This window comes from Pseudomonas sp. E1MeOHC2 (genome assembly GCF_058745025.1).
The window spans coordinates 322,474-342,458 of record NZ_CP196675.1 but is presented as its reverse complement, the minus strand read 5'-3'; the positions used below and the strand labels follow the sequence as shown (position 1 = coordinate 342,458).

Sequence of the window (19,985 nt, the reverse complement as noted above, 5' to 3'; positions counted from 1 at the left end):
AAAAAAGCCCACTGACATTTACCTGGAGATTGGCATGCATCCGCGCAAACCCCGTATCGGTATCATCGGCAGTGGTGCAATCGGTGGCTTTTATGGATTGATGCTGGCGCGGGCCGGTTTCGATGTGCATTTTCTCCTGCGCAGTGAGTATGACGTGGTGCGCGATCAGGGACTGGTGCTTGAAAGTGCTGTGCACGGCGCGTTGCGGATGAAGGTACAGGCGTATGCCAGTGCTGCCGACATGCCGCAATGCGACTGGTTGCTGGTGGGGGCCAAAGCCACCAGTAACGACCAGTTGGCGCCGTTGATCGTGCAGGCTGCCGCGCCCGATGCGCGGGTGGTGCTGTTGCAGAATGGCCTGGGGGTGGAGGCGCAGTTGCGTCCGGCATTGCGCGATGACATGCACCTGCTTGGCGGCTTGTGCTTCATTTGCGTCAACCGCCAGGCGCCCGGTGTTATTCGGCATCAGGCACTGGGCGCAGTCAATCTCGGCTATCACAGCGGGCCTGCCGGCGATGGCGGCGTTGCGCTGGTGCAGGAGGGGGCGGAGCTGTTCCAGGCGGCGGGGATCGAGTCGCGGGCCATGGCTAACCTGGAGCAGGCGCGTTGGCAGAAGCTTGTGTGGAACGTGCCTTATAACGGGCTTTCGGTGTTGCTTGGCGCCAGCACCACGCCGTTGATGGCCGACCCGCACAGCCGGGCACTGATCCAGGCCTTGATGGCGGAGGTGGTAGAGGGTGCCGCTGCCTGTGGGCATGTGCTGCCCGAGGGGTATGCCGAGCATTTGTTCCAGATTACCGAGCGGATGCCCGACTACTGGCCAAGCATGTACCACGATCACGCCCAGCAGCGCCCGCTGGAGTTTCATGCCATCTATGGCGAGCCGTTGGCGCAGGCTCGGGCGGCAGGTTGCAGCTTGCCGCGCATGGAGATGCTGCATCAGGCGCTGTCGTTCATCGACCGTGCGACTCGCCCCACCTGAAGGCCCCACAGCCCGCGCTGGCAGCACGCCGGACGGCAAAGCGTGCGTGCGGCGCGCTGCTAAGCTGAAGCTTGCTCTGCCGCAGCGGCAGTCGAGGAGGTCGAATGATCCGCTCCATGCTGTACGCCACCGACCTCGGTGTCTACGCCCCTTTTGTCATGCAGCACGCCTTGGCCTTGGCGCGGACGTTCAATGCAGAGCTGTATGTGATCCACGCGGTGGAACCCATGGGGCAGTTTGCCGAATCGCTCCTGCAAAGCTATCTGGATGAACAGACGCTGGACCAGTTGCACAGCCAGGGCGTCAACACGGTCATGGCCAATATTGAACAACGTGTACTTGAAAACTTTCGCGATGAACTGGGTGAGGAGGCGGACCTGGCGGTGATCAAGGCAGTACGTGTGCGCCAGGGTGACCCTGCCCAGGTGATCCTCGACCAGGCGCAGCGCTTGAGCGTCGATCTGTTGATTTTCGGAAGCCACAGCGCAGGTGCGGGCGTTGATGTACCGCTTGGGCGAACGGCAGTGCGGTTGCTGCAGCTATCGCCTGTGCCGGTGTATATGGTGCCGCTTGCACAGCATCTGGGGCGTAGGAAAACGTGAAGCTGGCTGTAGGCTATTACTGGGGCGCGTGTAACAAAATAGTTCTAGATTTATTTCCAGAACCACTAATATAGTTATATATCGTCGCTGCCTGCTGCCGCTGACTCTCCGCTGAACCGAGGGAAACCTATGAAGCTTCAACAACTGCGCTACATCTGGGAAGTGGCGCACCACGACCTCAACGTCTCCGCGACGGCGCAGAGCCTGTATACCTCCCAGCCAGGTATCAGCAAGCAGATCCGCCTGCTCGAAGATGAGCTGGGTGTTGAAGTCTTTGCCCGCAGCGGCAAGCACCTGACCCGCGTCACCCCGGCAGGTGAACGTATCATCAATACCGCTGGCGAGATCCTGCGCAAGGTCGAGAGCATCAAGCAGATCGCCCAGGAATTCTCCAACGAGAAGAAGGGCACCCTGTCCATCGCCACTACCCATACTCAGGCGCGCTATGCGCTGCCGCCGGTGATCAGCAGTTTCATCAAGCAGTACCCGGAAGTGGCCTTGCACATGCACCAGGGGTCGCCGATGCAAATTGCCGAGATGGCCGCTGATGGCACTGTCGACTTCGCCATTGCCACCGAGGCACTGGAGCTGTTCGGCGACCTGATCATGATGCCGTGCTACAAGTGGAACCGTTGCGTGGTGGTGCCGCAGGGCCACCCGCTGACCAAGCTGCCGAAACTGACCCTGGAAGCGGTCGCCGAATACCCCATCGTCACCTACGTGTTTGGTTTCACTGGCCGTTCGAAGCTGGACGAGGCCTTCAACCACCGCGGCCTGACGCCGAAGGTGGTGTTCACTGCGGCGGATGCTGACGTGATCAAGACTTATGTGCGCCTGGGGCTGGGCGTGGGTATCGTGGCCAAGATGGCGGTCGATACCAAGCTCGACAGTGACCTGGTGGCCTTGGATGCCAGCGAGTTGTTCGAGGCCAGCATCACCAAGATCGGCTTCCGCCGTGGCACCTTCCTGCGCGGTTTCATGTGCGACTTCATCGAGAAGTTTGCCCCGCACCTGACCCGTGAAGTGATGGCAAAAGCCATTCAGTGCCATAACAAGCAGGAACTCGAAGAGCTGTTCGAGGGCGTCGAGCTGCCGGTGCACTGAGCCGTTCGCGCATAAAAAAACCGGCCCTTGGGCCGGTTTTTTTGTTTGTCGATCAGCCCTTGCTGATCAGGTTGCCGGCGTGCAGGCCGCATTCCTTCTGGGTTGACTCTTCCCACCACCAGCGGCCTTCGCGCTCGTGCTGATTCGGCAGCACCGGGCGTGTGCATGGCTCGCAACCGATGCTGATGAAGCCGCGCTCGTGCAGGCTGTTGTACGGTAACTCGAGCATGCGAATGTAGCCCCAGACTTCTTCGCTGCTCATCTGTGCCAGCGGGTTGAACTTGTACAGGGTACGCTCGGGGGTGGAGAAGGCGCTGTCGATTTCCAGTGCCGCCACCTGGCTACGGGTGCCTGGGCTCTGGTCGCGGCGCTGGCCAGTGGCCCAGGCGCTTACCGTGGACAGTTTGCGGCGCAGTGGCTCGATCTTGCGGATGCCGCAGCACTCGCCATGGCCGTCCTTGTAGAAGCTGAACAGGCCCTTTTCCTTGACGAAGGGGTCGAGCTTGCTGCGATCGGGGCTGAGGATTTCGATCGGCAGGTTGTACTGTTCGCGGACCTGGTCGATGAACCGGTAAGTCTCCGGATGCAGGCGCCCGGTATCGAGGCTGAAGACCTTGACCTGCTTGTTCAGCTTCCAGGCCATGTCGACCAGCACCACGTCCTCGGCGCCGCTGAAAGAGATCCACAGGTCGTCGCCGAAGTGCTCGAAGGCGAGTTTGAGGATGTCTTGCGGGGACTTGTTGGCATAGGTCGCGGCGAGGGCGGCGACGTCAAAGGCTTGGCTCATCAGGCGGTTTCCATCTTGGCTGTGGCGCTGTGCGCTCGTAATGGTGTGATGGTAACAAAAAATGTTGGTTTAGACGCCTGGCGCCGAATCAGAGCTGCTGCAAGGTCTCCATCAAGACCCGCACCTTGGCGATCGATTCTTCATACTCTGCCTGCCAGTTCGAGTCCGCCACTACCGCGCCGCCGCCCCAGCAACTGGCCTGCCCATCCTTGATCAGCAGGCTGCGAATGGCGATGGAGCTGTCCATTTCGCCACGTACGTCGACATACAGCAGCGAGCCGCAATACAAGGCGCGGCGGGTGGGCTCCAGCTCATCGATGATCTGCATGGCGCGGATTTTCGGCGCGCCGGTGATCGAGCCACCGGGGAAGCTGTCGCCGATCAGGTCCAGGGCATCTTTGTCGGTGGCCAGTTGCCCGGTGATGCTGCTGACCAGGTGATGAACGTTGGGGTAGCTTTCCAGGCTGAACAGCTCTGGCACCTTGACCGAGCCAGTCTGGCAGGTGCGGCCCAGGTCGTTGCGCAGCAGGTCGACGATCATCAGGTTTTCCGAGCGGTCCTTGGGGCTGTGCAGCAGCTCTTCGGCATTGCGGGCATCTTCGTCGGGGTTGCTTGAGCGCGGCCGGGTGCCCTTGATTGGGCGGGTCTCGACCAGCCCTTGGCTGACGCGGATGAAGCGCTCTGGCGAGAAGCTCAGTAGTGCGCTGCCATCGGCCAGTTGCTGGTAGCCAGAGAACGGTGTCGGGCACGCCTTGCGCAGGGCCTGATAGGCGCGCCAGGGGTCGCCCTGGCAGGGCGCGCGGAAGCGCTGGGTCAGGTTGATCTGGTAGCAATCGCCGGCCTGGATGTAGCGTTGCACCTGGTCGAACGCCGCCTGGTAGTGCTCGGGTTTCAGGTCACCGGTCATGGCGGTCAGCAAGTGGAAGTCGCCATGACTGGCGTAGTCGGGCGTTTCGAACAGGGCGATCAGGCGCTCGCGCTCATCGCTTGCCAGGCTTGGGTGGAACACCAGCTGGCTGGTTGCCAGCGTGTGGTCGGTTACCAATGCCCAGTTGTACAGGCCAAGCTGCGCATCGGGTAGGCCCAGGTCATCGACCGCCAGGCTTGGCAGCTGTTCCAGGCGTCGGCCGAAGTCGTAACTGAGGTAGCCGATCAGGCCGCCGGCAAACGGCAGCGCCATCCCATCGGGCACGTCGGCGTGGCCGAGTTGCGCCAGCCCGGCTCGCAGGCGTTTGAGGAAGGCGCGGCCGTCCTCGTCTGCGTGGGCGTGCAGGTGTTGCACGGGCCAGGCGCTGAGCAGGTCGAAGCGGCCGCGTTCGGCACCGGGGCGGGCGCTGTCGAGCAGGATCGCCCCGGGCGCCTGGCGCAGGCGGGCGAAATAGGCGGCAGGGTCGGGCTGGTAGGGCAGAGGGTGGAGCGTACAGGTCGGCATCAGTGTGGACGGCGATGTAAAAGCGAGGAGGGCGATTGTAGACCTGTGTAGGAAATGCGCCTAGCGCTGGAACGACATTCAAACGTTGTGTTGAGGCCGAGGGCTGCTTTGCAGCCCATTCGCGGGGCAAGCCCGCTCCCACAGATACGGTGTTGCGCTCAAGGTGCACGCTGTACCTGTGGGGGCGGGCTTGCCCCGCGAATGGCTCGCGAAGCGGCCCCGTCGTTACTGACTCAGCGCGGATGCACGTGCCCGAACAACCCTTGTGATACACGAACGCGCTGTTCGGCATCTTCGGTCACGCCATCTTTGGCCAGCGCCTCGATGTGCGCCTCGATGGCATGGGTGCGCTGGGTCAGCCCGCAGTCGTTGGCAATCTGGATGTTCAGGCCAGGGCGGGCATTGAGTTCCAGGATCAGCGGGCCCTTTTCCTGGTCCAGTACCATGTCCACACCGATGTAGCCCAAGCCGCACAGCTCGTAGCAGCCGGCCGCGAGCTTCATGAAGCCGTCCCAGTTCGGCAGTTGCACGCCGTCCACGGCGTTGGTGGTGTCCGGGTGCTTGCTGATGATGTTGTTCAGCCAGGTACCACGCAGCGTCACCCCGGTGGCCAGGTCGACACCCACACCGATGGCGCCTTGGTGCAGGTTGGCCTTGCCGCCCGACTGGCGGGTCGGCAGGCGCAGCATGGCCATGACCGGGTAGCCCATCAGCACGATGATGCGGATGTCCGGCACGCCTTCGTAGCTGATGCTCTTGAAGATCTGGTCCGGTGTCACCCGGTACTCGATCAGCGCCCGGTCGCGGTGGCCGCCCAGCGAGTACAGACCGGTAAGGATGCTCGAGATCTGGTGCTCGATCTCTTCGTGGCTGATGATCTTGCCCGACACCGTACGGTAGCGGTCCTCGAAACGGTCGGCGATCACCAGGATGCCGTCACCGCCAGCGCCTTGCGCCGGCTTGATGACGAAATCACTGCGCCCGCCAATGATCTGGTGGAGCTTCTCGATCTGCTTCTCGGTCTCGATGATGCCGTACATTTCCGGCACATGGATGCCGGCTGCGAGCGCACGCTCCTTGGTGATGATCTTGTCGTCGACGATCGGGTACAGGTGGCGCTTGTTGTACTTCAGGACATAGTCCGCATTACGCCGGTTGATACCCATGATGCCCCGGGCCTCCAGGGCTTTCCAGGTCTTGATCAGTCCGAACATCAGGCATCAGCCTTCTTCAGGAACGCCTTGAAGCGAACGAGCTCGGTCAGGCGGTAGCCGCGGTAGCGACCCATCGCCAGCATGAAGCCCACCAGAATCAGCAGCACCGCCGGGAAGGTAAACACGAAGTACACCAGCTCCGGCACCATCATCAGCAGGTGCGCCACGGACGCTGCGAACAGGGTGCCGATGGCCACTTTCATGGCATGGCCACCGCCACGCTCTTCCCAGGTGATCGACAGGCGTTCGATGGTCATGGTCAGGATCACCATCGGGAACAGCGCCACCGACAGCCCGCGCTCCAGGCCCAGTTTGTGGCTGAACAGGCTGATGGCGGCGATCAGCACCACCACGAAGGTCAGCACCACCGACAGGCGTGGCAGCATCTGCAGCTTGAGGTGTTCGAGGTAGGAGCGCAGTGACAGGCCAAGCGCCGTGATCACCGTGAACAGCACGATGCCGAAGCCTAGCTGGGTCTCACGGAAGGCCAGGGCGATCAGTACCGGGGTGAAGGTGCCCAGGGTCTGCAGGCCGATCAGGTTGCGCAGGACCAGGATCACCAGCACGCCAATCGGGATCATCACCATGATCATGAAGGTCTGCTGGGTCTGCAGCGGCAGCCCGTACAGGGAGTATTCGAGGAAGTCGGCGTCGGTGTTCTCGTCGGTCAGCTTGGCCAGGCGGATGGCGTTCATCTCGCTGTTGTTCATGCTGAAGGTGACATTGGCTTTCTTGCCGCCATCGACGGTGATCAGGTTGTCGTCACCGGTCCACCACAGCAGGCGGTCGCTGGGCAGGCCCTGCTCGCCGGTGTCCGGGTTGAAGTACAGCCAGTCGTTGCCGTTGAAGCTGCGCAGCCACAATTCTGGGGTCTGCGGGGTATCGGCGACCAGGCGGATGGTGTGGACCTTCTCCATCGGCACGTGCGCGATGGACAGCAGCAGGTCGATGACCTGGGCCTTTTTCATGGCCGAGGTGTCACCGGCCAGCAGCAGCTTGACGTTGTCGTCGTTGAGGTTGTTGACCCGCTTGATGGTCTCGCTGACGAAGGTCTCGACGTCGGCCGAATGCTGGCGGATCGGCGCCATCAGGGCTTCGGCGGCGATTTTCTCGGGGCCTTCGACCGCCAGGCTGTCACGGAAGGTCGGGCCCTTGATGGTGGTCTTTTCGTTGCTGTAGCGCTTGGTCAGCACCAGACGGTAGTAGAGGGTCTGGTTACCGCTGGCGCGGCGTGCCGACCAGGTTACCTTGCGGTTGCCGTCGGCACGGTTGACGCTCACCCCGTAGTTGTTGGAGATGAAGCTCTCGTTGAGGCTGACGTAGTCGCGGTTCAGCGGCGGCACGAACATCTGCACCTTGACCGGGTCCTTGGTGCTGGCCACGAACTCGACCTTGGCGTCGATATTCCACAGGTCGTCGGTTTCATCCTCGGTCACCGGGATGCCGAGGAAGAAGATCTGATAAGCCGTGACCGCCACGCCCAGCAGCACCAGGACGGTGATCAGGACTTTCAGATGGAGGGTAAGAGAGCGCATCGGGATTACTCTGCTTTAGGAGCGTCGGTGGCACAGGCAGGTTTGCCGGCCGCGTATTTAAGGCTTGGGTCGACCAGCGCGTCGAAGTGCTTGAGCGCCTCGGAACCGATCAGCAGCGGGAACTGGAACGCGCTGCGGTCGGTGAGGTTGACTTCGATGGTGCGCAGGGCTTGGCCCATGCAGATTTCGAGTTCGATGACTGGGCGTGCGGTGTAGGCCTTGCCCGATTCGGCATCATAGTCGCCTGCCCGTCGCTTGATCTTGCTGACGCGCGCGAGGGGGCGCTCGATCGGGTGCGAGTGGGCGGCATCGATGGCCAGGTAGAAGCGCACCCAGCTCTCGCCGTTGCGCTTGAAGCGTTTGATGTCGCGGGCGCTGAGCGAGGCGGTCTTGGCGCCGGTGTCGAGCTTGGCGGCCACCTCAAGGTCAAGATCGCCCAGCTTTGCGTATTCGTTGAGACCGTACACGGTCTTGCCCGCCGCTTGGCCGATGGCCGGCAGCAGGGTGAGGCATAGCAGCAATAAAACGGGTGTAAGTCTCATAATCCTGGCGCGGTACTGTGCAGGGTTCGGGGCAAGGCGACTGGCAACGACTGCGCAAGCTTCCTCGTTCATCTGTCAACAACATGAATAGATGACAGACACGCTATCCATACTCCGTCGGAGGCGCGGCATTCTATCACGCCGACGTCTTGACGCCAGCGCGTCGCGATCTGACAGCGGCAGGGCGGGGTTAGTTCGTTATTAGACGATTGTCGACAATATTGATTTTGTCTTTGACTGATGGCGCTTAATTAGCTAATTTCTGGCCATGTGAATATCAGGGTGTCGACAATATGCTGGACCTTTCCACTCCCAGCCCTGCGTTGGCAGACGAAACGGAAACCTTGTCCGAAAACGTCTTTCGGCGTATCCAGGCGGCCATCGTCAAGGGCGATATCGCCCCAGGCAGCAAGATCTCCGAGCCGGAGCTGGCGCGTACCTACGGCATCAGCCGTGGGCCGCTGCGTGAAGCCATCCACCGCCTCGAGGGCCAGCGCCTGCTGGTGCGCGTGCCGCATGTCGGGGCGCGGGTGGTGTCGCTCAACCACGCCGAGCTGATCGAGCTGTACGAAATCCGCGAGTCGCTCGAAGGCATGGCCTGCCGCCTGGCCGCCGAGCGTATGAGCCAGGCCGATATCGACGAGCTGCGCCGGGTGCTCGACACCCATGAACGCGATGCGGCGTTCCAGGCCGGTGTCGGTTACTACCAGCAGGAAGGCGACTACGACTTCCACTACCGGATCATCCAGGGCAGCGGCAACCAGACCCTGGTCAAGATGCTCTGCGGCGAGCTGTACCAATTGGTGCGCATGTACCGCATCCAGTTCTCCGCCACGCCCAATCGGCCGCGCCAGGCGTTTGCCGAGCACCACCGGATTCTCGATGCCATCGCCGACCGTGATGGTGAATTGGCCGAACTCCTGATGCGCCGCCACATCGGCGCGTCCAAACGCAACATCGAGCGTCACTACCTGGACGCCAACGACAACAGCCCACGAGGTGATTCATGACTGTGAAGAGCACGCCCGGCCAACGTTTCCGCGACGCGGTTGCCGCCGAACATCCCTTGCAGGTAGTCGGCGCCATCAACGCCAACCATGCCCTGCTGGCCAAGCGCGCCGGCTTCAAGGCCATCTACCTGTCCGGTGGCGGCGTTGCCGCCGGCTCCCTGGGCTTGCCGGACCTGGGTATCAGCGGCCTGGATGATGTGCTCACCGACGTGCGCCGCATCACCGACGTCTGCGACCTGCCGCTGCTGGTGGATGTCGACACCGGGTTTGGCGCCTCGGCGTTCAACGTGGCGCGTACCGTGCGCTCGATGAGCAAGTTCGGCGCTGCCGCCATCCACATCGAAGACCAGGTCGGTGCCAAGCGTTGCGGCCATCGCCCGAACAAGGAAATCGTCACCCAGCAGGAAATGGTTGACCGCATCAAGGCGGCCGTCGATGCCCGTACCGATGACAGCTTCGTGATCATGGCGCGTACCGACGCGCTGGCCGTCGAAGGCCTGAATGCTGCCCTGGACCGTGCCGCGGCCTGCGTCGAGGCCGGCGCCGACATGATCTTCCCGGAGGCCATCACCGAGCTTTCGATGTACAAGACCTTCGCCGATCGGGTGAAAGCGCCGATCCTGGCCAACATCACCGAATTCGGCGCCACGCCGCTGTACACCACCGAAGAGCTGGCGTCGGTCGATGTGTCGCTGGTGCTGTACCCGCTGTCGGCGTTCCGCGCCATGAACAAGGCGGCCGAGAATGTCTACACCGCGCTGCGTCGTGACGGCACCCAGAAAAACGTGGTCGATACCATGCAGACCCGTATGGAGCTCTACGATGCCATTGGGTACCACGCCTTCGAGCAGAGCCTCGATGCGTTGTTTGCCCAGAAGAAAGGGTGAGTGATTGCCTGTGCTGGCCTCTTCGCGGGGCAAGCCCGCTCCCACAGGGATAGCGCAGGTTCAAGGCACCCCTGTGGGAGCGGGCTTGCCCCGCGAAGAGGCCAGCACAGGCAAACCGAATTAGCCAGCAAGAAATCCATAACAAATTCAAGAAAGGAGAAACACCATGGCCGAAGCAAAAGTACTCAGTGGCGCAGGCCTGCGTGGCCAGGTGGCCGGCCAGACTGCGCTGTCGACCGTTGGCCAGGCCGGTGCCGGCCTGACCTACCGTGGTTATGACGTCCGTGACCTGGCGGCCGGCGCTGAATTTGAAGAAGTGGCCTACCTGCTGTTGTACGGCGAGCTGCCAAACAAAGCACAGCTGGCCGAGTACAAGCATAAGCTCAAGGGCCTGCGTGACCTGCCGCAAGCCCTTAAGGAAGTGCTCGAGCGCATCCCGCGCGACGCCCACCCGATGGACGTGATGCGTACCGGCTGTTCGGTGCTGGGTACCCTGGAGCCTGAGCTGACGTTCGACGCCCAGCACGACAAGACCGACCGCCTGCTGGCGCTGTTCCCGGCCGTGATGTGCTACTGGTACCGCTTCACCCACCATGGCGTGCGCATCGACTGCACCGGCGATGAAGACACCCTCGGCGGGCATTTCCTGCACCTGCTGCACGGCAAGAAACCGAGCGAATTGCACGTCAAGGTGATGAACGTGTCGCTGATCCTCTATGCCGAGCACGAATTCAACGCCTCGACCTTCACCGCCCGTGTTTGCGCTTCGACCCTGTCGGACCTGTACTCCTGCGTCACCGCCGCCATCGGCTCGCTGCGCGGCCCGCTGCACGGCGGTGCCAACGAAGCGGCGATGGAGCTGATCGAACGCTTCCAGAACCCGCAGGAAGCCACGGCCGAACTGCTCAGGATGCTGGAGCGCAAGGACAAGATCATGGGCTTTGGCCATGCCATCTATAAAGAGTCCGACCCGCGCAACGAGGTGATCAAGGGCTGGTCGAAGCAGCTGGCTGACGAGGTGGGCGACAAGGTCCTGTACCCGGTTTCCGAAGCCATCGACAAGACCATGTGGGAGCAGAAACGCCTGTTCCCCAACGCGGACTTCTACCACGCGTCGGCGTACCACTTCATGGGCATCCCGACCAAGCTGTTCACCCCGATCTTTGTCTGCTCGCGCCTGACCGGCTGGGCGGCGCACGTGTTCGAACAGCGTGCCAACAACCGCATCATCCGCCCGAGCGCCGAGTATGTCGGCGTCGAACAGCGCCAGTTCGTGCCGATCGAACAGCGCTGAATAGATCTAGAGAGGCAACCCGTTTCCCTTGTGGGAGCGGGCTTGCCCGCGAAGGCGTCCGACCGGGCAACCGATGTGTACCTGCTGACGCCTTCGCGGGCAAGCCTGCTCCCACTGGGGCGGAGCAACCTTCCGAATCCTGTGACCGAGCCTGATTCCATGATGAACACCGCATTCCGCAAGCACCTGCCAGGCACCGACCTGGACTACTTCGATGCCCGCGCGGCAGTCGAGGCGATCAAGCCCGGCGCCTACGACGGCCTGCCCTACACCTCCCGCGTGCTCGCCGAAAACCTGGTGCGCCGCTGCGACCCGAGCACCCTCGACGCCTCCCTTGGCCAGCTGATCGAACGCAAGCGCGATCTCGATTTCCCCTGGTTTCCGGCGCGTGTGGTGTGCCACGACATCCTCGGCCAGACCGCCCTGGTTGACCTCGCCGGCCTGCGTGACGCCATTGCCGACAAAGGCGGCGATCCGGCCCAGGTCAACCCAGTGGTGCCGGTGCAGTTGATCGTCGACCACTCCCTGGCCGTCGAGTGCGGCGGTTTCGACCCGCAGGCGTTCGAGAAGAACCGTGCCATCGAAGATCGCCGCAACGAAGACCGTTTCCATTTCATCAACTGGACCAAGAAGGCGTTCAAGAACGTCGATGTGATCCAGCCGGGCAACGGCATCATGCACCAGATCAACCTGGAGAAGATGTCACCGGTGATCTACAGCGAGCGCGGCGTGGCCTATCCGGACACCTGTGTCGGCACCGACAGCCACACTCCGCACGTTGATGCACTGGGCGTGATCGCCATCGGTGTTGGCGGCCTGGAAGCCGAAAACGTGATGCTCGGCCGTGCCTCATGGATGCGCCTGCCGGAAATTGTCGGCGTCGAGCTGACCGGCAAGCTGGCGCCGAACATCACCGCCACCGACCTGGTGCTGGCCCTGACCGAATTCTTGCGTAAACAGAAAGTCGTCGGCGCCTACCTGGAGTTCCACGGCGAGGGCGCCCGCGCCCTGACCCTGGGCGACCGTGCGACCATCTCCAACATGGCCCCTGAATATGGCGCCACTGCGGCGATGTTCGCCATCGACCAGCAGACCATCGACTACCTCAAGCTGACCGGTCGTGAAGAGCAGCAGGTCAAGCTGGTAGAAACCTACGCCAAGGCCACCGGCCTGTGGGCCGACAGCCTGAGCAGTGCGGTCTATGAGCGCACCCTGAGCTTCGACCTGACGAGCGTGGTGCGCAACATGGCCGGCCCGTCCAACCCGCACGCCCGCGTGGCCACCAGCGACCTGGCGGCCAAGGGGATCGCCGGGGCCTGGGAAGACGTCCCGGGGCAAATGCCGGACGGCGCAGTCATCATCGCTGCCATCACCAGCTGCACCAACACCAGCAACCCGCGCAACGTGATCGCCGCAGGCCTGCTGGCGCGCAATGCCAACAAGCTTGGCCTGGCACGCAAACCCTGGGTCAAGTCCTCGCTCGCGCCAGGTTCCAAGGCCGTGCAGCTGTACCTGGAAGAAGCAGGGCTGGAGGCAGAGCTGGAGCAATTGGGCTTTGGCATCGTCGCCTTCGCCTGCACCACCTGCAACGGCATGTCCGGTGCGCTGGACCCGGTGATTCAGCAAGAGATCGTCGACCGTGACCTGTATGCCACTGCCGTGTTGTCGGGTAACCGCAACTTCGACGGGCGCATCCATCCTTACGCCAAGCAGGCCTTCCTGGCCTCGCCACCGCTGGTGGTGGCCTACGCCATCGCCGGGACCATCCGTTTCGATATCGAAAAAGACGTGCTAGGCGTGGTTGACGGCAAGGAGATCCGCCTCAAGGATATCTGGCCGAGCGATGAAGAGATTGACGCCGTAGTGCGTGCCTCGGTCAAACCGGAGCAGTTCCGTAAGGTCTACATCCCGATGTTCGCCATCGAGGAGGACCGCGGGCCGAAGGTCGCGCCGCTGTACGAATGGCGCCCGATGAGCACCTACATCCGCCGTCCGCCGTACTGGGAAGGTGCCCTGGCCGGCGAGCGCACCCTGCGTGGCATGCGCCCGCTGGCGGTGCTGCCGGACAACATCACCACTGATCATCTGTCGCCTTCCAACGCCATCATGATGGACAGCGCGGCGGGTGAGTACCTGGCAAAAATGGGCCTGCCGGAAGAGGACTTCAACTCCTACGCCACCCACCGTGGCGACCACCTGACCGCCCAGCGCGCCACGTTCGCCAACCCCAAGCTGTTCAACGAAATGGTGCGCAAGGAAGATGGCAGCGTGCAGCAGGGCTCGCTGGCGCGCATTGAGCCGGAAGGCAAAGTGACCCGCATGTGGGAGGCGATCGAGACCTACATGGAGCGCAAGCAGCCACTGATCATCGTCGCCGGTGCCGACTACGGCCAGGGCTCGTCGCGTGACTGGGCGGCCAAGGGCGTGCGCCTGGCGGGTGTCGAGGCGATCGTCGCGGAAGGCTTCGAGCGGATTCACCGCACCAACCTGGTGGGCATGGGTGTGCTGCCGCTTGAGTTCAAGCCGGGTACGGACCGCAACACGTTGGCGCTCGATGGCAGTGAAACCTACGATGTGCTGGGCCAGCGCACGCCACGTGCAACCCTGACCCTGGTGGTGACGCGCCGTAACGGTGAGCGGCTGGAAGTGCCCGTGACGTGCCGCCTGGATACCGCCGAGGAAGTGTCGATTTACGAGGCAGGCGGGGTGCTGCAGCGCTTTGCCCAGGATTTCCTCGAAGCATCCGCTTAACGGCTGGGGCTGCTGCGCAGCCCATTCGCGGGGCAAGCCCGCTCCCACAGGTTTGCTGTTGTATTGCATCCCTGTGCTGCATCTGTGGGAGGTTTGCTGTTGTATTGCAGGCCTGCGCTGCATCTGTGGGAGCGGGCTTGCCCCGCGAATGGGCCGCGCAGCGGCCCCAAGGGTTGGTGTATTTTCAGACAGGACAGCACAGCTATGGCACACGCACCACAAATCAAGATCCCCGCCACCTACATCCGCGGCGGTACCAGCAAAGGCGTATTCTTCCGCCTCGACGACCTGCCCGAGCAGGCGCAGATCCCTGGCCCCGCCCGCGATGCGCTGCTGCTGCGGGTCATCGGCAGTCCCGACCCTTACGGCAAGCAGATCGACGGCATGGGCGGCGCCACCTCAAGCACCAGCAAGACGGTGATCCTCTCGCGCAGCATCAAGCCCGAGCACGATGTCGACTACCTCTTCGGTCAGGTCAGCATCGACAAGGCCTTTGTCGACTGGAGCGGTAACTGCGGCAACCTCTCCGCCGCAGTTGGCTCGTTCGCCATCAGCAGCGGCCTGGTCGACCCTTCGCGTCTGCCGCGCAATGGCATCGCCACCGTGCGTATCTGGCAGGCCAACATCGGCAAGACCATCATCGCCCATGTGCCGATCACAGAGGGCGAAGTCCAGGAAACCGGTGATTTCGAACTCGACGGCGTCACCTTCCCGGCCGCCGAGGTTCAGCTGGAGTTTCTCGACCCGGCGGCCGATGAAGAGGGCGACGGCGGGTCGATGTTCCCCACCGGTAACCTGGTGGATGACCTGGAAGTGCCCGGCGTTGGCACCTTCAAGGCGACCCTGATCAATGCAGGGATCCCGACCATCTTCATCAATGCCAGCGACATCGGCTACACCGGTACCGAACTGCAGGACGCGATCAACGGCGATCCGCAAGCGTTGCTGCGGTTCGAGACCATTCGCGCCTATGGCGCCGTGCGCATGGGGCTGATCGAGCATGTCGATCAGGCGGCCGGGCGTCAGCACACACCGAAAGTGGCCTTCGTCGCGCCGCCGAGCGCCTACACTGCGTCCAGTGGCAAAGCTGTCGCGGCGGCTGACATCGACCTGCTGGTGCGTGCGCTGTCCATGGGCAAGCTGCACCACGCAATGATGGGCACTGCCGCAGTGGCCATCGGTACCGCTGCCGCCGTTCCGGGCACGCTGGTCAACCTCGCCGCAGGCGGGGGCGAGCGCAGTGCCGTGCGCTTCGGTCATCCTTCCGGCACCTTGCGGGTTGGCGCCGAGGCGCGTCTGGCGAAGGGCGAATGGACGGTGACCAAGGCAATCATGAGCCGCAGTGCTCGCGTGTTGATGGAAGGCTGGGTGAGGGTGCCTGGCGATAGCTTCTGACGCACCACTGGCGCTCGGCTTCAAGAGGGGGCTGCAAAGCAGCCCCAGTACTTCTGAAGGGAGCAGATGATGAGCGCCAACGTGGACCTGAACGACCGCCCGGATTACGACCGGGTGCTGCAAACCCTCGCCGACTATGTCCTCAGCTACCGGGTTGAATCATCCGAGGCGCTGGACACCGCGCGCAACTGCCTGATGGACACCCTTGGCTGCGGCCTGCTGGCCCTGCGCTTCCCCGAATGCACCAAACACCTCGGCCCGCTGGTGGAAGGCACCGTGGTGCCCAACGGCGCCCGTGTGCCCGGCACCGCCTACCGCCTGGACCCGGTCAAGGCTGCCTGGGATATCGGTTGCACCGTGCGCTGGCTGGACTACAACGACACCTGGTTGGCCGCCGAGTGGGCCCACCCCTCGGATAACCTGGGCGGCATTCTGGCCGTGGCCGATCACCTGTCACAAAAACACGTGGCAAGAGGTGAAAGCCCACTGCTGATGCGCGAAGTGCTCGAAGCCATGATCATGGCTCACGAGATTCAGGGTGTGCTGGCGCTGGAGAACTCCTTCAATCGCGTCGGCCTGGACCACGTGATACTGGTCAAGGTGGCGTCCACGGCGGTGTGCGCCAAGCTGATGGGCGCCAACCGCGAGCAACTGCTCTCGGCGTTGTCCCATGCCTTCGTCGATGGCCAGGCGCTGCGCACTTACCGCCATGCGCCCAATGCGGGCTCGCGCAAGTCCTGGGCTGCCGGTGATGCGTCGAGCCGGGGTGTGCGCCTGGCCGATATCGCGCTGCGTGGCGAGATGGGTGTGCCCGGTGTGCTGACTGCACCACAGTGGGGTTTTTACGACGTGTCATTCAGCCATACCAACAAGGATCTGGCGCTTAAACCCTCCGCCCAGCAGGAGTTGCGTCTGCCGCAGCCTCTGGCCAGCTATGTGATGGAGAACGTGCTGTTCAAGGTCAGTTTTGCGGCCGAGTTTCATGCCCAGACTGCCTGTGAGGCGGCCGTCCTGCTGCACCCGCAGGTGCGCAATCGCCTGCACGAGGTGGACCGTATTGTCATCACCACCCAGGAGTCGGCCATTCGCATCATCTCCAAGGTCGGCCCGCTGGCCAATGCTGCCGACCGCGATCATTGCCTGCAATACATGGTGGCGGTGCCGCTGATTTTTGGCCACCTGGTGGCCGAGCATTACGAGGACGTTTTTCACGCTGCCCATCCGAGCATCGACCGCTTGCGCGACAAGATGGAGGTGGTCGAGGACCCGCGCTTCACCCGTGAATACCTGGAGGCCGACAAACGCTCGATTGCCAACGGTCTGCAGGTGTTCTTCAAAGATGGCGGCAGTACCGAGCAGGTGGTGGTGGAGTACCCAGTCGGGCACCGGCGCCGGCGGGGGGAGGGCATACCGTTGCTGGAGGCGAAGTTCAGGGAGAACCTGGCGACACGGTTTGCACGGCAGCGGTGTGTGGAGATTTTCGAGCTGTGCGAGGATCAGCAAAAGCTGGAATCGACGGCGGTGCACAGGTTTGTGGATTTGTTCGTGATTTGAGGTTAATGCGCTTCTCTTCGCGGTCCGACTTGCCCGCGAAAAGGCCCGAAAGAACATAAAAAAACCCCGGCATTTCTGCCGGGGTTTTTTCTTACAGCTTACTGCTGATTACGCCTGAACAACCGGGATCTTGGCGTTGGCCGCAGCCTCGCGGAACTCGGCGATCTGGTCGAAGCTCAGGTAGCGGTAGACGTCGGCAGCCATGCTGTCGATGTCCTGCGCGTACTGCATGTACTCTTCGACAGTCGGCAGTTTGCCGATGATCGAAGCGACAGCGGCCAGCTCGGCCGATGCCAGGTACACGTTGGTTGCGTCGCCCAGACGGTTCGGGAAGTTACGGGTCGAGGTGGAAACCACGGTCGAACCGGTCTGCACACGTGCCTGGTTACCCATGCACAGCGAGCAGCCTGGCATTTCCATGCGCGCACCGGCCTTGCCGTAGATGCCGTAGTAGCCTTCTTCGGTCAGTTGGTGAGCGTCCATCTTGGTTGGCGGAGCCAGCCACAGACGGGTTGGGATACCGCCCTTGACCTTCTCCAGCAGCTTACCGGCAGCGCGGAAGTGACCGATGTTGGTCATGCACGAACCGATGAACACTTCGTCGATCTTCTCGCCCTGTACCGAAGACAGCAGGCGGGCATCGTCCGGGTCGTTCGGCGCGCAGAGCACAGGCTCTTTGACGTCGGCCAGGTCGATTTCGATGATTTCGGCGTATTCGGCATCGGCGTCGGCCGACAGCAGCTCAGGCTTGGCCAGCCAGGCTTCCATGGCCTGGGCGCGACGCTCCAGGGTACGGGCATCGCCGTAGCCTTCGCCGATCATCCAGCGCAGCAGGGTGATGTTGGAAGTCAGGTACTCGGCGATGGCCTTTTCCGGCAGCTTGATGGTGCAGCCGGCAGCGGAACGCTCGGCCGAGGCGTCGGACAGTTCGAACGCTTGCTCGACAGTCAGTTCGTCCAGGCCTTCGATTTCCAGGATGCGGCCGGAGAAGGCGTTTTTCTTGCCCTTCTTCTCGACGGTCAGCAAGCCCTTCTGGATGGCGTAGTAAGGGATGGCATGAACCAGGTCACGCAGGGTGATACCAGGTTGCAGTTTGCCCTTGAAGCGCACCAGGATCGACTCTGGCATGTCCAGCGGCATGACGCCGGTGGCGGCGGCGAAGGCCACCAGGCCGGAACCGGCCGGGAACGAGATGCCGATCGGGAAGCGGGTGTGCGAGTCGCCACCGGTGCCGACGGTGTCAGGCATCAGCATGCGGTTCAGCCAGCTGTGGATGATGCCGTCGCCTGGGCGCAGCGACACGCCGCCACGGGTGCGGATGAAGTCTGGCAGGGTGTGGTGGGTGGTGACGTCGATCGGCTTCGGATAAGCCGCGGTGTGGCAGAACGACTGCATCACCAGGTCAGCGGAGAAGCCCAGGCACGCCAGGTCTTTCAGCTCGTCACGGGTCATCGGGCCAGTGGTGTCCTGGGAACCGACGGTGGTCATCTTCGGCTCGCAGTAGGCACCTGGGCGTACGCCCTGGCCTTCTGGCAGACCGCAAGCACGGCCGACCATCTTCTGCGCCAGGGTGAAGCCCTTGTCGGACTCAGCTGGCTGCTCTGGTTTTTTGAACAGGTCGGAAGCACCCAGGCCCAGTTCGGCACGGGCTTTTTCGGTCAGGCCACGGCCGACGATCAGCGGGATACGGCCGCCAGCGCGGACTTCGTCCAGCAGTACTTCGGTTTTCAGCGCGAAGTTGGTGACCAGCTCGTCGCTGCCGTGACGGCGCACTTCACCTTTGTACGGGTACACGTCGATGACGTCGCCCATGCCCAGGTTGGTGCAGTCGAATTCGATCGGCAGGGCGCCGGCGTCTTCCATGGTGTTGTAGAAGATCGGGGCGATCTTGGTGCCGAAGCAGAAACCGCCGGCGCGCTTGTTCGGCACGTACGGAATGTCGTCACCGAAGAACCACAGCACCGAGTTGGTGGCGGATTTACGCGACGAACCGGTACCGACCACGTCACCGACGTAGGCGACCGGGAAGCCTTTGGCCTTGACCGCTTCGATCTGGGCCAGTGGGCCGACCGAACCTGGCTGCTGTGGCTCGATGCCGTCGCGGGCCATTTTCAGCATGGCCAGGGCGTGCAGCGGGATGTCAGGGCGCGACCAGGCGTCCGGGGCAGGGGACAGGTCGTCGGTGTTGGTTTCGCCAGGCACCTTGAACACGGTCAGGGTGTACTTGTCGGCGATGGCCGGACGCGAGGTGAACCACTCACCGGCAGCCCAGGACTCCAGCACGGCCTTGGCGTGGACGTTGCCCGCCTTGGCTTTTTCGGCCACGTCGTGGAAGGCATCGAACATCAGCAGGGTGTGCTTGAGCTTTTCGGCCGCGACGGCGCCCAGTTCGGCGTCATCCAGCAGCGCGACCAGCGTCTCGATGTTGTAGCCGCCCTGCATGGTGCCCAGCAGCTCGGTGGCGAGCTTGCGGTCGATCAGCGGGGATTTGGCTTCGCCCTTGGCCACGGCGGAGAGGAAAGCGGCCTTGACATAGGCAGCTTCGTCCACCCCTGGTGGAACGCGGTTGGTGATCAGGTCTACGAGGAAGGCTTCTTCGCCGGCCGGCGGGTTTTTCAGCAGCTCGACCAGGCCTGCAGTTTGTTCGGCGTTCAGCGGCTGGGGCACGATACCCAGGGCGGCACGCTCTTCGATGTGTTTGCGGTAGGCTTCAAGCACAGTTATTACCCTCATCAGTGGTCCCTAAAGGGAGTCCGGGACGCTCATCCAGCATTCAATGCACCCATGCGCAATCACGGCTTCTTGGGCCGCCCAGCCAGGGTCGCAGAGAATCCTTACAGAAGCTGCTTTCAAAGTTTTACGCCTGCAGAACGGGGAGCTGATGAGGGCTGGCGCG

The 19,985-nt window shown here is 62.8% G+C and carries 15 protein-coding genes; 9 read left to right on the top strand and 6 right to left on the bottom strand.

Going from position 1 to position 19,985, the window contains the following annotated elements; all coding sequences use genetic code 11:
* Window positions 1–34: 34 nt before the first annotated feature.
* The 3 genes from ACSSU5_RS01460 (at window position 35) to cysB (ending at window position 2,688) form a co-directional block, all read left to right on the top strand.
* Complete coding sequence (locus ACSSU5_RS01460) at window positions 35–982, top strand: putative 2-dehydropantoate 2-reductase (RefSeq protein WP_492560448.1); 948 nt, start codon at window positions 35–37, stop codon at window positions 980–982.
* 104 nt (window positions 983–1,086) lie between these two features.
* Window positions 1,087–1,584, top strand: a complete 498-nt coding sequence (locus ACSSU5_RS01455; protein WP_027593929.1) for a universal stress protein — start codon at window positions 1,087–1,089, stop codon at window positions 1,582–1,584.
* A 129-nt stretch (window positions 1,585–1,713) separates the two neighbouring features.
* Window positions 1,714–2,688: an HTH-type transcriptional regulator CysB gene (gene cysB, locus ACSSU5_RS01450; RefSeq protein WP_027593928.1), complete on the top strand. Its 975-nt coding sequence runs from the start codon at window positions 1,714–1,716 to the stop codon at window positions 2,686–2,688.
* 52 nt (window positions 2,689–2,740) lie between these two features.
* Here the strand turns inward: cysB and ACSSU5_RS01445 are convergent, their stop codons facing one another.
* The 5 genes from ACSSU5_RS01445 to rloA form a co-directional block, all read right to left on the bottom strand.
* Window positions 2,741–3,475: a phosphoadenylyl-sulfate reductase gene (locus tag ACSSU5_RS01445; protein WP_264312602.1), complete on the bottom strand. Its 735-nt coding sequence runs from the start codon at window positions 3,473–3,475 to the stop codon at window positions 2,741–2,743.
* Between the two features lie 88 nt (window positions 3,476–3,563).
* Complete coding sequence (gene pabB, locus ACSSU5_RS01440) at window positions 3,564–4,907, bottom strand: aminodeoxychorismate synthase component I (protein ID WP_492560447.1); 1,344 nt, start codon at window positions 4,905–4,907, stop codon at window positions 3,564–3,566.
* 233 nt (window positions 4,908–5,140) lie between these two features.
* Entirely contained in the window at window positions 5,141–6,121 is a 981-nt protein-coding gene (locus tag ACSSU5_RS01435) for an alpha-L-glutamate ligase-like protein (protein ID WP_264312604.1), read from the bottom strand.
* On the bottom strand, window positions 6,121–7,656 hold the full coding sequence (gene rloB, locus ACSSU5_RS01430; RefSeq protein ID WP_264312605.1) for an osmotic stress tolerance membrane protein RloB: 1,536 nt from the start codon (window positions 7,654–7,656) through the stop codon (window positions 6,121–6,123). The genes ACSSU5_RS01435 and rloB overlap by 1 nt, the downstream gene beginning before the upstream one ends.
* Window positions 7,657–7,661: 5 nt before the next feature.
* Window positions 7,662–8,198, bottom strand: coding sequence for a retropepsin-like aspartic peptidase RloA (gene rloA / locus ACSSU5_RS01425; RefSeq protein ID WP_027593923.1), 537 nt, complete (start codon window positions 8,196–8,198; stop codon window positions 7,662–7,664).
* 293 nt (window positions 8,199–8,491) lie between these two features.
* Between rloA and ACSSU5_RS01420 the strand changes: the two genes are divergently transcribed.
* The 6 genes from ACSSU5_RS01420 to prpD all read left to right on the top strand — a co-directional run bounded on the left by ACSSU5_RS01420 (window position 8,492) and on the right by prpD (window position 17,089).
* Entirely contained in the window at window positions 8,492–9,208 is a 717-nt protein-coding gene (locus ACSSU5_RS01420) for a GntR family transcriptional regulator (protein ID WP_027593922.1), read from the top strand.
* On the top strand, window positions 9,205–10,095 hold the full coding sequence (gene prpB, locus ACSSU5_RS01415; RefSeq protein ID WP_264312606.1) for a methylisocitrate lyase: 891 nt from the start codon (window positions 9,205–9,207) through the stop codon (window positions 10,093–10,095). The genes ACSSU5_RS01420 and prpB overlap by 4 nt, the downstream gene beginning before the upstream one ends.
* Window positions 10,096–10,261: 166 nt before the next feature.
* Window positions 10,262–11,389, top strand: a complete 1,128-nt coding sequence (gene prpC / locus ACSSU5_RS01410; protein ID WP_492560446.1) for a bifunctional 2-methylcitrate synthase/citrate synthase — start codon at window positions 10,262–10,264, stop codon at window positions 11,387–11,389.
* 162 nt (window positions 11,390–11,551) lie between these two features.
* Window positions 11,552–14,140: a Fe/S-dependent 2-methylisocitrate dehydratase AcnD gene (acnD, locus tag ACSSU5_RS01405; RefSeq protein WP_264313894.1), complete on the top strand. Its 2,589-nt coding sequence runs from the start codon at window positions 11,552–11,554 to the stop codon at window positions 14,138–14,140.
* Between the two features lie 204 nt (window positions 14,141–14,344).
* Window positions 14,345–15,535 carry a 2-methylaconitate cis-trans isomerase PrpF gene (prpF, locus tag ACSSU5_RS01400; RefSeq protein ID WP_264312608.1) on the top strand — a complete coding sequence of 397 codons (1,191 nt, stop codon included), beginning with the start codon at window positions 14,345–14,347 and terminating at the stop codon, window positions 15,533–15,535.
* Window positions 15,536–15,604: 69 nt separating this feature from the next.
* A complete protein-coding gene (gene prpD, locus ACSSU5_RS01395; RefSeq protein ID WP_492560445.1) occupies window positions 15,605–17,089 on the top strand; it encodes a 2-methylcitrate dehydratase in 1,485 nt (494 codons plus the stop codon).
* Window positions 17,090–17,197: 108 nt separating this feature from the next.
* Here prpD and acnB read toward each other — a convergent pair whose 3' ends face one another.
* Window positions 17,198–19,807 (bottom strand): bifunctional aconitate hydratase 2/2-methylisocitrate dehydratase, encoded by a 2,610-nt coding sequence (acnB, locus tag ACSSU5_RS01390; RefSeq protein WP_492561295.1) that lies wholly within the window; start codon window positions 19,805–19,807, stop codon window positions 17,198–17,200.
* Window positions 19,808–19,985: the final 178 nt, after the last annotated feature.

Excerpts from the sequence above, each read along its gene's own strand:
- ACSSU5_RS01460 (WP_492560448.1), top strand. The coding sequence starts at position 35 with ATGCATCCGCGCAAACCCCGTATCGGTATCATCGGCAGTGGTGCAATC.
- ACSSU5_RS01455 (WP_027593929.1), top strand. The coding sequence starts at position 1,087 with ATGATCCGCTCCATGCTGTACGCCACCGACCTCGGTGTCTACGCCCCT.
- cysB (WP_027593928.1), top strand. The coding sequence starts at position 1,714 with ATGAAGCTTCAACAACTGCGCTACATCTGGGAAGTGGCGCACCACGAC.
- ACSSU5_RS01445 (WP_264312602.1), bottom strand. The coding sequence starts at position 3,475 with ATGAGCCAAGCCTTTGACGTCGCCGCCCTCGCCGCGACCTATGCCAAC.
- pabB (WP_492560447.1), bottom strand. The coding sequence starts at position 4,907 with ATGCCGACCTGTACGCTCCACCCTCTGCCCTACCAGCCCGACCCTGCC.
- ACSSU5_RS01435 (WP_264312604.1), bottom strand. The coding sequence starts at position 6,121 with ATGTTCGGACTGATCAAGACCTGGAAAGCCCTGGAGGCCCGGGGCATC.
- rloB (WP_264312605.1), bottom strand. The coding sequence starts at position 7,656 with ATGCGCTCTCTTACCCTCCATCTGAAAGTCCTGATCACCGTCCTGGTG.
- rloA (WP_027593923.1), bottom strand. The coding sequence starts at position 8,198 with ATGAGACTTACACCCGTTTTATTGCTGCTATGCCTCACCCTGCTGCCG.
- ACSSU5_RS01420 (WP_027593922.1), top strand. The coding sequence starts at position 8,492 with ATGCTGGACCTTTCCACTCCCAGCCCTGCGTTGGCAGACGAAACGGAA.
- prpB (WP_264312606.1), top strand. The coding sequence starts at position 9,205 with ATGACTGTGAAGAGCACGCCCGGCCAACGTTTCCGCGACGCGGTTGCC.
- prpC (WP_492560446.1), top strand. The coding sequence starts at position 10,262 with ATGGCCGAAGCAAAAGTACTCAGTGGCGCAGGCCTGCGTGGCCAGGTG.
- acnD (WP_264313894.1), top strand. The coding sequence starts at position 11,552 with ATGAACACCGCATTCCGCAAGCACCTGCCAGGCACCGACCTGGACTAC.
- prpF (WP_264312608.1), top strand. The coding sequence starts at position 14,345 with ATGGCACACGCACCACAAATCAAGATCCCCGCCACCTACATCCGCGGC.
- prpD (WP_492560445.1), top strand. The coding sequence starts at position 15,605 with ATGAGCGCCAACGTGGACCTGAACGACCGCCCGGATTACGACCGGGTG.